Origin of the sequence: Exiguobacterium sp. s34, from assembly GCF_018617435.1 — a bacterium.
In the GTDB taxonomy this organism is placed as follows: Bacteria; Bacillota; Bacilli; order Exiguobacteriales; family Exiguobacteriaceae; genus Exiguobacterium; species Exiguobacterium aestuarii.
This window is the reverse complement of the sequence record NZ_JACSKE010000006.1, coordinates 1-13,732: the sequence shown is the minus strand read 5'-3', so window position 1 is coordinate 13,732 and position 13,732 is coordinate 1. Positions and strand designations below refer to the sequence as shown.

At 49.5% G+C, this 13,732-nt stretch carries 14 protein-coding genes, 1 rRNA gene and 1 riboswitch; of the genes, 1 reads left to right on the top strand and 14 read right to left on the bottom strand.

Features of this window, described 5'->3' with window-relative positions:
- Genes purD through purE form a run of 12 tightly spaced genes read right to left on the bottom strand, consistent with a single transcriptional unit; the run spans position 1 to position 12,536 of the window.
- On the bottom strand, positions 1 to 1,254 hold the full coding sequence (purD, locus tag KNO87_RS12510; RefSeq protein WP_214796232.1) for a phosphoribosylamine--glycine ligase: 1,254 nt from the start codon (positions 1,252 to 1,254) through the stop codon (positions 1 to 3).
- Positions 1,255 to 1,268: 14 nt separating this feature from the next.
- Positions 1,269 to 2,789: a bifunctional phosphoribosylaminoimidazolecarboxamide formyltransferase/IMP cyclohydrolase gene (gene purH, locus KNO87_RS12505; RefSeq protein WP_214796230.1), complete on the bottom strand. Its 1,521-nt coding sequence runs from the start codon at positions 2,787 to 2,789 to the stop codon at positions 1,269 to 1,271.
- Entirely contained in the window at positions 2,786 to 3,364 is a 579-nt protein-coding gene (gene purN / locus KNO87_RS12500; protein WP_214796228.1) for a phosphoribosylglycinamide formyltransferase, read from the bottom strand. The genes purH and purN overlap by 4 nt, the downstream gene beginning before the upstream one ends.
- Positions 3,361 to 4,395, bottom strand: a complete 1,035-nt coding sequence (purM, locus tag KNO87_RS12495; RefSeq protein WP_214796226.1) for a phosphoribosylformylglycinamidine cyclo-ligase — start codon at positions 4,393 to 4,395, stop codon at positions 3,361 to 3,363. Before purM ends, purN begins: the two co-directional genes overlap by 4 nt.
- Before the next feature lie 12 nt (positions 4,396 to 4,407).
- Entirely contained in the window at positions 4,408 to 5,817 is a 1,410-nt protein-coding gene (gene purF, locus KNO87_RS12490) for an amidophosphoribosyltransferase (protein WP_214796221.1), read from the bottom strand.
- Positions 5,793 to 8,012 carry a phosphoribosylformylglycinamidine synthase subunit PurL gene (purL, locus tag KNO87_RS12485; protein ID WP_214796219.1) on the bottom strand — a complete coding sequence of 740 codons (2,220 nt, stop codon included), beginning with the start codon at positions 8,010 to 8,012 and terminating at the stop codon, positions 5,793 to 5,795. The genes purF and purL overlap by 25 nt, the downstream gene beginning before the upstream one ends.
- Positions 7,996 to 8,676, bottom strand: a complete 681-nt coding sequence (gene purQ / locus KNO87_RS12480) for a phosphoribosylformylglycinamidine synthase subunit PurQ (protein WP_214796217.1) — start codon at positions 8,674 to 8,676, stop codon at positions 7,996 to 7,998. The genes purL and purQ overlap by 17 nt, the downstream gene beginning before the upstream one ends.
- Positions 8,673 to 8,915: a phosphoribosylformylglycinamidine synthase subunit PurS gene (purS, locus tag KNO87_RS12475; protein WP_074032936.1), complete on the bottom strand. Its 243-nt coding sequence runs from the start codon at positions 8,913 to 8,915 to the stop codon at positions 8,673 to 8,675. The genes purQ and purS overlap by 4 nt, the downstream gene beginning before the upstream one ends.
- Positions 8,912 to 9,616, bottom strand: coding sequence for a phosphoribosylaminoimidazolesuccinocarboxamide synthase (purC, locus tag KNO87_RS12470; protein ID WP_147536348.1), 705 nt, complete (start codon positions 9,614 to 9,616; stop codon positions 8,912 to 8,914). Before purC ends, purS begins: the two co-directional genes overlap by 4 nt.
- A 48-nt stretch (positions 9,617 to 9,664) precedes the next feature.
- Positions 9,665 to 10,957, bottom strand: coding sequence for an adenylosuccinate lyase (gene purB / locus KNO87_RS12465; protein ID WP_214796215.1), 1,293 nt, complete (start codon positions 10,955 to 10,957; stop codon positions 9,665 to 9,667).
- Positions 10,954 to 12,048 (bottom strand): 5-(carboxyamino)imidazole ribonucleotide synthase, encoded by a 1,095-nt coding sequence (gene purK, locus KNO87_RS12460; protein WP_214796213.1) that lies wholly within the window; start codon positions 12,046 to 12,048, stop codon positions 10,954 to 10,956. The genes purB and purK overlap by 4 nt, the downstream gene beginning before the upstream one ends.
- Positions 12,048 to 12,536: a 5-(carboxyamino)imidazole ribonucleotide mutase gene (purE, locus tag KNO87_RS12455; RefSeq protein ID WP_214796212.1), complete on the bottom strand. Its 489-nt coding sequence runs from the start codon at positions 12,534 to 12,536 to the stop codon at positions 12,048 to 12,050. Before purE ends, purK begins: the two co-directional genes overlap by 1 nt.
- Before the next feature lie 69 nt (positions 12,537 to 12,605).
- Positions 12,606 to 12,707, bottom strand: a riboswitch (purine riboswitch).
- Positions 12,708 to 12,854: 147 nt separating this feature from the next.
- Between purE and KNO87_RS12450 the strand changes: the two genes are divergently transcribed.
- Entirely contained in the window at positions 12,855 to 13,325 is a 471-nt protein-coding gene (locus KNO87_RS12450) for an NUDIX hydrolase (RefSeq protein WP_214796210.1), read from the top strand.
- A gap of 44 nt (positions 13,326 to 13,369) precedes the next feature.
- Here the strand turns inward: KNO87_RS12450 and KNO87_RS12445 are convergent, their stop codons facing one another.
- Positions 13,370 to 13,561 (bottom strand): NETI motif-containing protein, encoded by a 192-nt coding sequence (locus KNO87_RS12445; RefSeq protein ID WP_015880702.1) that lies wholly within the window; start codon positions 13,559 to 13,561, stop codon positions 13,370 to 13,372.
- A gap of 84 nt (positions 13,562 to 13,645) precedes the next feature.
- Positions 13,646 to 13,732 (bottom strand): 5S ribosomal RNA (gene rrf, locus KNO87_RS12440); the annotation flags it as partial.

Below are 13,732 nucleotides of genomic sequence, written 5' to 3'. Positions count from 1 at the left end.
TTAAATAATCTGTGTAAACGCTCGCGACCCGATGTCCGTTCGATGGAACGTCTTCGGCAAATCGAGTTGTTCAATCGCTTCATATACGGCTGTCTTCGCTTCAAGTAACGTCGGTTTCGTCGCGGTAACGACGAGCAAGCGGCCACCGTTCCCAATGACTTGACCTTCCTGTTGTACAGTCCCCGCATGAAAGACGAGAACGTCCTTCGGGAGCGCCTCAAACCCAGACAACACTTGCCCTGTGACAGGTCGATCCGGATAACCCTTCGCTGCGATGACGACACCCATCGTATACCCATCAATCCATTCAATCGGATACGTTTCTTGACGGACGACCGCTTGAATCACATCAAGGAGTGGTGATGTCAAATTCGGTAAGATGACTTCCGTTTCCGGGTCACCAAAGCGCGCATTGAATTCGATCACTTTTGGACCAGTCGATGTCAAGATGAGACCAGCATACAAGAATCCCTCAAACGCCGTCCCTCGTTTGACCATTGTTTGAGCGAGCGGTTCTAACACCGTCTTCACCGCTTCTTCGTATACATGCTCTGATAGATGCGGCATCGGGCTGTAAGCACCCATACCGCCAGTATTCGGTCCCTGGTCACCGTCATAAGCACGTTTATGATCCTGAGACGTAATCATCGGAATGACACGCTCTCCCGAGACGAATGCCATGAGTGAAAACTCTTCCCCATCAAGGAACTCTTCGATGACGACCTGTGATTGTTGTCCGAATTTATCCGTCGTGAAAATATCACGTACAGCCGATTCCGCCTCTTCCACCGTGAATGCGACCGTGACACCTTTCCCAGCAGCTAGTCCATCCGCCTTGACGACGAGCGGTGCCCCAAGCTTCTGAATATAGGTGAGCGCCGACTCTGCGTCCGTAAACGCCTCATACGCCGCTGTCGGGATGCCCGCCTCCATCATGACCTCTTTTGCGAACGCCTTGCTTCCTTCGAGCAAGGCCGCTTCTTTCGTCGGTCCGAAGATGTTCAGTCCTTTGGCACGGAACGTATCGACGACCCCTGCCATCAAGGAAGATTCCGGTCCGACAATCGTCCACTCGATGTCCATCTCTTCTGCAAACTGAGCGAGCGCCTCGACGTCCGTCTCATTGATCGACACAGACGTCATGCCCTCCATAAAGTCATTACCTGGTGCAACGAAGACGTGATGTCCGTCTTGTTTTAATTTCCATGCGAGCGCATGCTCGCGTCCTCCTCGACCGATGACCATTACGTTCATGACGCGAACCCCTCTCAGTGTTTGAAATGTCTGACGGATGTGAATACCATCGTGATCCCATGACGATTTGCCGCTTCAATCGATTCGGCATCGCGGATTGACCCACCTGGTTGGATGATGGCTGTAATACCTGCCGCTGCTGCCGCTTCGACCGTGTCTGCCATTGGGAAGAACGCGTCACTTCCAAGCGCTGCACCTGTCGCACGTTCACCCGCTTGTTCGAAAGCGATTTTTGCAGCTCCGACACGGTTCATCTGCCCTGCTCCGATTCCAATCGTCGTCTCATCTTTCGCTACGACAATGGCGTTCGACTTCACGTGTTTGACGACACGCCATGCGAGTTTCAAATCTTCCCATTCGGATGCAGTCGGGCGACGGTCCGTCACGATTTGGCACGCGGCGTCGTCGAGCGTCATGTCATCCCCATCTTGGACGAGCAATCCTCCAGCGACAGCCGTTAAGCGCATCCCTGTCATTTGTCCCATATCCAACGTTAACAAGCGAAGATTCTTCTTCTCTTTCAATCGTTCAAGTGCTGCCTCACTAAAGGATGGCGCAATGATGATCTCTAAAAAGATGTTGTGAAGGGCGTCTGCCGTTTCTAAATCGACTTCGCGGTTCAGGGCCACAATCCCGCCAAAAATAGAAACCGGGTCGGCCGCATGTGCACGTTCGAACGCCTGGTGAATCGTCCGTCCGACTGCGACACCACACGGGTTCATATGTTTGACGACGACGGCAGCCGGCTCGTTCAATTCACTGAGTGCTTCAAGCGCCGCGTTCGTATCTTGAATGTTGTTATACGAAAGTTCTTTCCCGTGAAGCTGTGTTGCATTCGCAAGTGTCATCCCGTCATATAAAGGCGTCTTATAGAACGCTGCTTGTTGATGCGGATTCTCCCCATAGCGAAGGTCTTGAACTTTTTCATACGTGACCGTCAACTGTTCTGGGAAGGTTTCCCCGATTTGGCGACCTAAATAGTCGGCAATTAACGCATCGTAAGCAGCCGTATGACGGAATGCTTTCGTAGCAAGACGTTGACGTGTCTCAAACGATGTGCCGCCTCCACGTACCTCATCTGCAACGAGTGTATAGTCACTTGGGTCGACGACGACCGTGACGCTCGCATGGTTTTTCGCAGCCGAACGCAACATGCTCGGTCCACCGATATCGATGTTTTCAATGGCTTCTTCATAAGTCGTGTTCTCTTTTGCAATCGTCTCTTTAAATGGATAGAGGTTGACGACCACGTAATCAATTGGCTCGATATCATGGTCTTTCATTTGTGCGACATGCGTCTCGAGGTCGCGACGCCCGAGCAATCCACCGTGAACGAGTGGGTGCAACGTCTTGACACGACCGTCTAACATCTCGGGAAACGATGTCACTTCAGAGATGTTTTTGACTGGTAAACCGGCTTGTTGGAGTGCCGCCTCGGTTCCTCCTGTCGAGATGAGTTCAATGCCCGCCTCATGCAAGACTTTTGCTAATTCCACAATCCCTGTTTTATCAGAAACACTTAATAATGCTCTCACTTGAAAACCTCCTGTTGATTCAACACTTGTTGTAATACGCGCGGATACAGTTGATGTTCAATCGCTTGAATGCGTCGTGTCGCCTCAGTACGATCGCATCCTTCAATCTCTACAGTCGCTTGTGCGATGATGGGACCTGTGTCCATCCCCGCATCCACATAATGAACCGTCACGCCACTCGTAGGCACCTTAGCGTCAAGTGCCTGACCGATCGCGTCTTTCCCCGGAAACGCAGGTAAGAGCGAGGGATGAATGTTAATGATTCGGTTCGGATATGCGGATAGTAACACATTTCCGATTAGGCGCATATACCCCGCCAACACAATATAGTCTACTTGAAGTGAATCGAGAAGAACGAGGATTTCTTCCTCGAACTCCTCTTTGGAAGAATATGTTTTCGGCGTAAAAGAAAAGCTAGGGATGTTATAACGCTCCGCACGATCGAGAACCGTCGCTTCTGGTTTGTCCGTCACAAGCAACACGCATTCGGCTGATAATTGTCCATCGGCAATCGTCTTCCAAATGGCTTCAGCGTTACTCCCCGATCCTGACGCAAAGATGGCAAATCGCTTCATTGGTCGACTCCTGAGATTCGGATTCCCGGACGACTCTCGACTTTCCCAATTCGATGCGCTGTCTCACCGACACGTTCGAGCGCCGCTTCGACCACTTCTACATCTTCAGGACGTACCGTAATCATATAACCGATTCCCATATTGAAGACGTTGAACATTTCCTGTTTCGAGATGTTTCCGACTTGTTCGAGCCAGTCGAATACAGGAAGGCTTGGCCAATTGGATGCATCGAACGTAATTCCGAGCCCTTCCGGCAACATGCGAGGGACATTCTCATAAAAGCCACCGCCTGTAATATGTGCCATCCCTTGTACTTTCCCTGTCGAAATCGCTGCTTTCGCCGCTTCGGCATAAATTCGTGTCGGAAGAAGTAAGGCGTTCCCAAGTGTCGTGTCGAGCATCGCAATCTCATCCGTGTATTGGAGGTGTTGCGCGTCGACGATATGTCGGACGAGGGAGAACCCGTTTGAATGAACACCTGAAGAAGCGAGTCCGAGTACAATGTCTCCTACTTGAATCTTCGAACCGTCTAACAGGTTATCCTTTTCAACGACCCCGACCGCAAATCCGGCGATGTCGTACTCTCCATCCGGATACATACCTGGCATCTCAGCCGTTTCGCCACCGACAAGGGCGCAGCCTGCTTGGACACAACCTTCGGCGACACCGGCGACGATGCGCTCGAGTTTAGCCGGCTCTGCTTTTCCTGTCGCGATATAGTCGAGGAAGTAAAGCGGTTCCGCTCCATGAACGAGGCAATCATTCACACACATGGCGACGCAATCAATTCCAATCGTGTCATGTTGGTCGAGTGCGAAAGCCAACTTCAGCTTCGTTCCGACCCCATCCGTCCCACTCACGAGAATCGGATGTTTCATGTTCATCGAGCCGAGGTCAATCATCGCCCCGAAACTACCGAGACCTGTCATCACTTCCGGACGCATCGTCCGAGCGACGTGACGTTTCATACGGGATACGGCTTCGTATCCTGCTTCTAAATTCACACCCGCTTGTTCATATCGAACGCTCATCGGTTTTCCCCCTTAAGCCTTTGTCTCTGTCACGAGTTCTGCAAGTTCAGTCGGATAAAGTCCCGTGAAGCATGCAGCACACTGCCCGCGTAACGCTCCTTCGAATGGACGATCGATGGCTTCGACCGTTCCATCTAATGTGAGGAACGCTAGTGAATCGGCACCAATCTCTTCTCTGATTTCTTCAACGGATTTGGTTGCCGCAATTAACTCTTCCTTCGTTGATGTATCGATTCCGTAATAGCATGGATGCTTGATTGGCGGTGACGTGATGCGCACATGCACTTCCGTCGCGCCTGCCTCTCGAAGCAAGGTAACGATTCGGCGGCTCGTCGTTCCTCGGACGATGGAATCATCGACCATGATGACCCGCTTCCCATTCACGACACCGCGTAACGCCGACAGTTTCATCTTCACGCCGCGCTCCCGTAATTCCTGAGAAGGTTGAATGAATGTCCGTCCGACATAACGATTCTTAATGAGTCCCATCTCGTATGGGATTCCGCTCGCTTCGGCGTAACCGATTGCCGCGGAAATACTCGAGTCTGGTACACCCGTGACGACATCTGCTTCGACCGGCGCTTCTTCGAACATCTTTTTCCCCATGGCTTTACGCGCCGTATGCACGTTGATGCCATCGATGATCGAGTCTGGTCGTGAGAAGTAGATGTATTCCATCGAACACATCGCACGAACTGCCGCTTCACTGAAGCGTTCGGATGTGATGCCTTCACTCGTGATCATGAGTAGTTCCCCTGGTTCGACATCTCGGACGTACGTTGCTCCGACGACATCAAACGCACATGTCTCCGATGCGAAGACGTATGCACCGTCTTCTGTCTGTCCGAGTGACAAAGGACGTAATCCATGTACGTCGACTCCGACGTAAAGCGCGTCTTCCGTCAAAAACAAGAAAGCGAACGCTCCTACGAGGCGAGCCAAACTATCCGCGATCCGTTCTTTCAACGAATTGCCACGACTTCTCTTAATCAAATGAGCTACAACTTCCGTGTCAGACGTCGTCTGGAAGATGGCACCTTCCGCTTCGAGCATATGTTTTAACTCTGTCGCGTTCACGAGATTTCCGTTATGTGCCATCGCCAAATCACCTGTTAACGATTTGAAATGAAGTGGCTGAACGTTCTCTAGCGTGTTACCTCCCGCTGTCGAGTAACGCACGTGACCAATCGCATGATTCCCCGTGAGTGCGTCAAGTGACGTCTCATCAAACACCTCGGTGACGAGACCGAGTCCGCGCTTCGCATGGAGACGTTCTCCATCCGCCGTTACGATTCCCGTTCCTTCTTGACCACGGTGTTGCAAACTGTGAAGTCCGTAATAGGCGAGGTGTGAAGCTTCGATGTGACCGAACACACCGAAGACTCCACATTCCTCATTCATGCCTCGGATGTCATATAACATGGAATAGCTCCTTCCCATACACGTTCCAACTCTTGCACATCCATTTCAATCAAACGGTCACTCGCACGAACGACAACGGTTGCCGCTTCTGTGACCGTTCCGATTGCTGTTCCGTTCGTCATACTCGCGAATGCCTCAGCTTGCGCTTGATCGACCGTCACGAGGAAGCGTGACTGTGATTCACTGAATAGCGCAGTGACGAGATCTGTATCGATTGTGACGTCAACACCGAACTCGGTTCCGAAAACAAGTTCCGGTAACGCTGCCGCAAGACCGCCTTCTGACACATCGTGTGCCGCCGTGACAAGACCTTTACGAATCGCTTGAAGCAATGCCTTTTGCGTCATTTGCTCTTCCTGAAGATCGAGTGTCGGTGCATGACCGCTCACTTTTCCATCTTGGAGCATTTGAAGGGCGCTTCCACCGAATTCTGCTTTCGTCTCACCGAGTAAGAAGACGACGTCTCCTGCTTGTTTCGCGAACGATGTCGTAATGTGTTCCGGTTTCTCAATGAGTCCGACCATTCCGACGACCGGTGTCGGATAGATCGCTTGTCCGTTCGATTCGTTGTACAACGATACGTTCCCACCAATGACAGGCGTATCAAGCGTACGGCACGCTTCCGCCATCCCTTCAACGGCTTGGTCGAGTTGCCAGAATCCTTCCGGTTTATCTGGGCTTCCGAAGTTGAGGCAGTCCGTCAAGGCGAGTGGTTCTGCGCCACTTGCGACGATGTTTCGAGCCGCCTCAGCGACAGCGATTGCCCCACCGACCCGAGGATCGAGATAGACGTACTTTGCGTTACAGTCTGTCGTCATCGCGAGCGATTTCTCCGTCTCACGGATGCGAATGACCGCGGCATCACTGCCTGGTGCGACGACTGTCGATGTTTGTACCATATGGTCGTATTGCTCATACACCCAACGTTTCGAAGCGATACTCGGCATCGCAAGGACGTCTTTCCATGTCGTCATCACGTCGTTGACGACCGGCGTAATTGGTTTCATCGCCTGGAACGCTTCGTAATATGCGGGTACTTTTGACGGTTTATGATAGACAGGAGCGTCTTCGGCGAGCGCGTCGACCGGTACTTCGGCTGCGACTTCTCCTTGGTGAACGAGGCGAAGCACTTTCTCCTCGATGACTTCTCCTACCTTGATCGCGTGAAGTCCCCACTTCGTCACAATCGCTTCAATCTCGGCTTCATGTCCGGCTTTGACAACGAGAAGCATCCGTTCTTGCGATTCCGATAACATCATCTCGTAAGGCGTCATGCCTGTCTCACGTTGCGGGACGAGGTCCAAGTTCATCTCGATCCCCATGCCAGCTTTTGAGGCCATCTCCGCTGAAGAAGATGTCAATCCGGCTGCCCCCATGTCTTGAATCCCGACGAGCGCTGGGTGCTTGATGACTTCGAGACACGCTTCAATCAATAACTTCTCCATGAACGGGTCTCCGACTTGTACGGCTGGACGTTTCTCGTCTGCGTCTTCCCCGAGTTCTTCAGAAGCGAACGTGGCACCATGGATTCCGTCGCGTCCTGTCGTCGCACCGACATACATGACCGAGTTCCCGACACCTTCTGCGATTCCTTTTTGAATATCTTCATGCCGGATGAAACCGACACACATCGCGTTGACGAGAGGATTTCCTGAGTAAGCCGGGTCAAATGCGACTTCACCGCCGACAGTCGGGATGCCGACACAGTTTCCATAACCGGCGATGCCCGATACGACATGACCGAATAAATGTTTCACACGTGATTCGTTCAAATCTCCGAAACGGAGCGAGTTCAATAATGCAATCGGACGGGCGCCCATCGAGAAGATATCGCGGATGATTCCACCCACCCCAGTCGCTGCACCTTGATAAGGTTCGATGGCTGACGGGTGGTTATGACTCTCGATTTTAAAGGCGACAGCTTGACCGTCTCCGATATCGACAATTCCTGCCCCTTCTCCCGGTCCTTGTAAAACGTGCTTACCGGTTGTAGGAAACTTCCGGAGCACAGGTTTCGAGTTTTTGTACGAACAGTGTTCAGACCACATGACCGAGAAGAGACCGATTTCTGTATAGTTTGGCTCTCGACCAAGTAGTGAGACGACGAGTGCATATTCGTCGTCTGATAATCCCATCGTGGCATAGATCTTTTCATCACGGATTTGTGTAGCTGTCGGTTCAGTTGTAAGTAACATGTCGTGCCCCCCATTTTACGATTGACGTGAATAACCGTTTACCGTCTTCCCCACCTAGTAGCGCTTCGACCGCACGCTCCGGGTGTGGCATCATGCCGAGTACATTTCCTGCCTCGTTAGTGATACCAGCGATATTTTCGACCGACCCGTTCGGATTCTCTTTATAGGTGAACGCGATCTGACCTTTTGCCTTCAATGTCTCAAGTGTTTCCTCGTCACAGTAGTAGTTGCCCTCACCGTGTGCGATTGGGACCCGAATCGTTTCCTGTGCCGCATAATCACTAGTGAACATCGTCTCATTATTTTCGACGACGAGTTCGACTGTCTTACACATGAATTTCAAATCACGGTTTCGCATCAATACACCTGGAAGTAACCCTGCTTCAACGAGTACTTGGAATCCGTTACATACCCCAAGAACCGGACGTCCTTCTTCTGCGAAACGCTTCACCTCAGCCATAATCGGTGAAAATTGAGCAATCGACCCACAGCGCAAGTAATCGCCATATGAGAAGCCACCTGGTAAGAGGACCCCATCGAATCCTTCAAGTGATGTTTCTGTATGGAACACGTATTCCGCTTCTTCCCCGAGCACGTCTTTTACCGCATGGTACATGTCGAGGTCACAGTTTGATCCTGGAAAGACGATGACCGCGAACTTCATGCAAGTACCCCCATCTCGATCTCATAATTCTCAATGACCGTGTTGACGAGTAACTTCTCACACATTTCTTTGACCATGTCTTCTGTTGTCTCGTCAGCAACTTGAAGCTCAATGACCTTCCCGATGCGGACCGACTCAATCCCAGCGAATCCAAGATGTTCGAGTCCACCTTTCACGGCAACTCCTTGTGGGTCGAGTACACTTTCACGTAATGTCACATACACGTTTACTTTTTTCATTGTCCGTTTCCCCCTATGCGTGTTAACAATTGTCCATACGTCTCAGTCAAAGAACCTAAATCGCGACGAAATACATCTTTATCGAGCTTTTGTTTCGTCTCTTTGTCCCACAAGCGGCATGTATCTGGTGAAATCTCATCCGCTAAGATGATCGTTCCGTCTACTTTTCCAAACTCTAGTTTGAAATCAATCACGTCAATGCCATGTTGGCCGAAGAAATCGAGCAATACATCGTTTACCCAAAGACCTAGTTGTCGCAATGTTTCGACTTCTTTATGTGTAGCGACTTGCAACAAACGGATATGGTCTTCTGTAAGCAACGGATCCCCAAGGGCATCATCTTTATAGTAGAACTCGACAATCGGTGCGAGGAGCGGCGTCCCTTCTTCCCAACCGAGTCGTTTCGCCAGACTACCGGCCGCTACGTTTCGAACGACTACTTCTAACGGAATGATGTCGACACGGCGGACTAACTGTTCCCGCTCTGAGATTCGTTTGATAAAGTGCGTCGGAATCTTGTTGTCATGCATCAATTCGAACAACTGGGTCGTGATGGCGTTGTTGAGAATCCCTTTTCCATCAATCGACTCTTTCTTCTCTCCATTGAATGCCGTTGCATCATCTTTGTAATATACGCGAAGCACACCCGCTTCTTCTGTCTCAAATAACGCTTTCGCTTTGCCTTCATAAATTGCTTTCATCTGAACCGTCCCCCTTAAAAGTGAGAGGGGCATATCGCCCCTCAACGATTACAAACCACAGCGTTCAAAAATCGTATCGACACGGCGTACATGATAACGCGGGTCGAACAACTCATCGAGCTCTTCACTCGTAAAGAGTGCGCCCATTTCTTTGTCCTCTTCAATCAATGTCCGGAACATTGTTTCTTCTTCCCATGCCTGCATCGCCTTCGGTTGAACCGCGTCATATGCAGCCTCGCGCGACCAGCCTTTCTCGATGAGACCGAGTAGAATACGTTGTGAGAAGATGATTCCAAACGTACGGTCCATGTTACGACGCATATTCTCTGGGAACACCGTCAAATTCTTCACAATATTACCGAAGCGATTCAACATATAGTTGAGAAGAATCGTCGCGTCCGGGATGATGATGCGTTCTGCCGATGAGTGCGAGATGTCACGTTCATGCCAGAGCGGAACATTTTCGTAAGCCGTCACCATATGACCGCGAATCACACGTGCAAGACCTGTCATGTTTTCAGAACCGATTGGATTCCGTTTATGCGGCATCGCCGACGATCCTTTTTGTCCTTTTGCGAAAAACTCTTCCACTTCGCGTGTCTCTGTTTTTTGAAGACCACGAATCTCTGTTGCCATCTTTTCAATCGATGTCGCGATCAATGCGAGCGTCGACATATACTCGGCATGGCGGTCGCGTTGGAGCGTCTGTGTCGAGATTGGTGCAGCTTGAATACCGAGCTTGTCACATACATATGACTCGATGAACGGGTCAATATTTGCGAATGTCCCAACGGCTCCACTCATTTTCCCAAACTCAATCGTTTCGCGTGCTGCCATGAAACGTTTTTTGTTGCGTTTCATTTCTTCATACCAAAGGGCGAGCTTCAAGCCGAACGTCGTCGGTTCCGCATGTACACCGTGTGTACGTCCCATCATGATGTCATATTTATGTGCTTTTGCTTTTTCTGCAAGAATGCCGATGAAGCGATTTAAATCGGCTTCTAAAATATCATTCGCCTGCTTGATTAAGTACGAGAGCGCCGTATCGACGACATCCGTCGACGTCAATCCGTAGTGTACCCACTTTTTCTCTTCTCCGAGTGTCTCGGAGACCGCACGCGTGAACGCAATCACATCGTGACGCGTCTCTTGTTCAATTTCTAAAATACGGTCAACATCAAACGATGCTTTGTTCCAAAGGACCTGTACATCTTCTTTCGGGATAATCCCAAGTTCACTCCAAGCCTCACAAGCGTAAAGTTCAACTTTTAGCCAAGCCTCGAACTTGTTTTGATCAGTCCAAATGTTCGCCATCTCTGGGCGGGTGTAGCGTGAAATCATAAAACGGTCTCCTTCCAAATTGCCAGTTGTTCGATGGTATGAAGCGCATCCTCGACCGTGTCACCGAGAACATTCAAGTGTCCCATTTTGCGACCTGTCTTCGCTTCATCTTTTCCATACAGATGTAGTTTAACATTCGAAGGCAATGCTTTGACATTGAGTCGTTGCATATGCTCGCCGAGAAGATTGACCATCACGACAGGCGTTTTCAATGTTGTCCGTCCGAGACGCATTCCCGTCACGGCTCGAATGTGTTGTTCAAATTGTGAGGTTTCACAAGCATCAATCGTATAGTGCCCAGAATTATGGGGACGTGGTGCGAGTTCGTTTACGTAAAGGCGACCATCTGACATGACAAACAGCTCGACAGCGAGTGTTCCCATTAATCCGATATGGTCAGCAAGCTGAAGCGCAAGGTGTCTCGCATCTTCTTGAATCTCATCAGCCACACGAGCTGGTACGATCGATAGATGTAGAATGTTGTTATGATGAATATTTTCACTAATTGGGAACGTTGACGTTTCTTCTTCTCCTCGTGTCACAATGACCGAGATTTCTTTTTCAAAAGGCAACCAAGCTTCAGCGACATATTCTTGCTCGGTGAACTGTTCAATGAATGCCTGAACATCTTGTTCCGTCCGAATGACCGTCTGTCCTTTTCCGTCATAACCAAAGCGACACGTTTTGACGACAAATGGCAACCCAAGTTTCTCTTTCGCCACCTGAACATCTCGAACGGTACGGACTGAAACATAAGGTGCGACTCGTAAACCAGCTGACTCAATCATTTGTTTTTCTAAAGTACGATGCTGCGTCGCTTTCAATACATCCATTCCTTGTGGACATTTCTCTTCAATCGCTGCAATCATTTCTGTGTCAATATTCTCGAATTCATACGTTACAACGTCTGAACGGTCAGCAAGTTTCTTTGCGGCATCAACATCATCAAATGAAGCAACGATTGAATCCGCCACTTGAGCAGTCGGTGCATGTGGGTTTGGGTCTAGACAAAGTGTCGTGTATCCCATTGCACTTGCACTAAGAGACATCATTCGCCCAAGCTGTCCTCCGCCTAAGATTCCGATTCTCATTAGACTAACTCCTCCGTTCCTCGCATAGCCACCTCTTGTTTTTTCTCCCGAAACGATTCAAGTCGCTGCGTGATATCTTTGGAGTGAATACTTAGAATTTGAGCAGCGAGTAGTCCCGCGTTCGTCGCGCCAGCCTTCCCGATTGCCACAGTTGCTACTGGCACTCCCGCAGGCATCTGAACGATTGATAGTAGTGAATCCATTCCATTGAGTGCTTTGGACTGAACTGGGACACCGATGACAGGGAGTGTCGTTTTAGCAGCCACCATTCCAGGAAGATGAGCTGCGCCACCAGCACCAGCGATAATAACTTGAATGCCTCTACTTCGTGCCTCTTCCGCATATTCGAACATAAGGTCTGGTGTTCGATGAGCTGAGACAACTTGTTTCTCGTATGGAATCTGTAACTCATCTAACAAGTCACAAGTATGTTTCATCGTCTCCCAATCAGATGAACTACCCATAATTACTCCAACCACTGCGTTCATTCCAAATGTCCCCCTTACAAAAAGAAATCCCTAAACCGAGCAATCAGTTTAGGGTATAGGCATGACAAATACACGTCAGCTACACCCCATAGTCTGATCAGAGTCGGTGATCAGGTAGAAACTTGCAAGCCATTTCCTTGCGATTATATGGAGCACTATTTATTTTTCCTATCTCACACGCCTATCGTACCTTGTTCTTTGAAAACATGTCAATAAACTGCGAACATTTTAATTGTCTGAATATTTATCGTTCGCTTTTTTGATATTATCGGCGCAAGTTTCTCTGATAATATATGCTATTGAAAAAGGGGGAGTTAGATGAGTTATATCGCAGGTCTACGTGAAGTGATTGGAAATCGCCCAATCATCAGTGTAGGAGCGACCATTTTGGTCATTAATCAAAAGCAAGAGGTACTGATGCAATTCCGATCGGATACACTTGATTGGGGTTTACCAGGAGGATCGATGGAACTCGGGGAAACATTGGAAGAAGTCGCTGCACGAGAATTGAAAGAAGAAACTGGGCTTCTCGCTGAGCAATTTGAATTAATCCAAGTCTTTTCCGGTCCAGACGGTTACTTTAAATATCCGAACGGAGACGAGACATACGGTGTCATTCATTTATACCAAGCAAAAGGAGTACGTGGAGAACTCGTCATGGAAGATGGTGAAAGTTTGGCTCTTGAGTACTTTAGTAAAGAAAACCTTCCTATAAAGATAGAGAAACGTGCTCAAACTTTATTGGATACGCTTGGAGATCGATGCTTTGAGCGTGAGCATTCATTTTGAGACATAAAAAAAGCCGTCACACAGAGTCGTGTGACGGCTTGGCATTAGGATTCTTTAGAGACGCATTCAAATAAAATCGATTGATGGGAATGGACAGGTTCATCTTTGGCTCCCGTTTGCTCAAAGACGGGCTTTTCAATGCGGCGTATAGGACGATAACCCATTTCGTTGATTCGATCTAAACATTCGCTGACCGTTTCATTTGGTTCGACATATACTTTGATCTTCTTAGCCATTTCTTACGTCCTCTCTTCCACTAAACTGAATCGATGATAAGAAAAAACGGCGGCCCTTGAGCGAATGCTCCAGAACCACCGTTTGCCTGGCAACGTCCTATCCTCACAGGGGGAGATCCCCCAACTACTTTCGGCGCTGAGACGCTTAACTTCCGTGTTCGGCATGGGAAC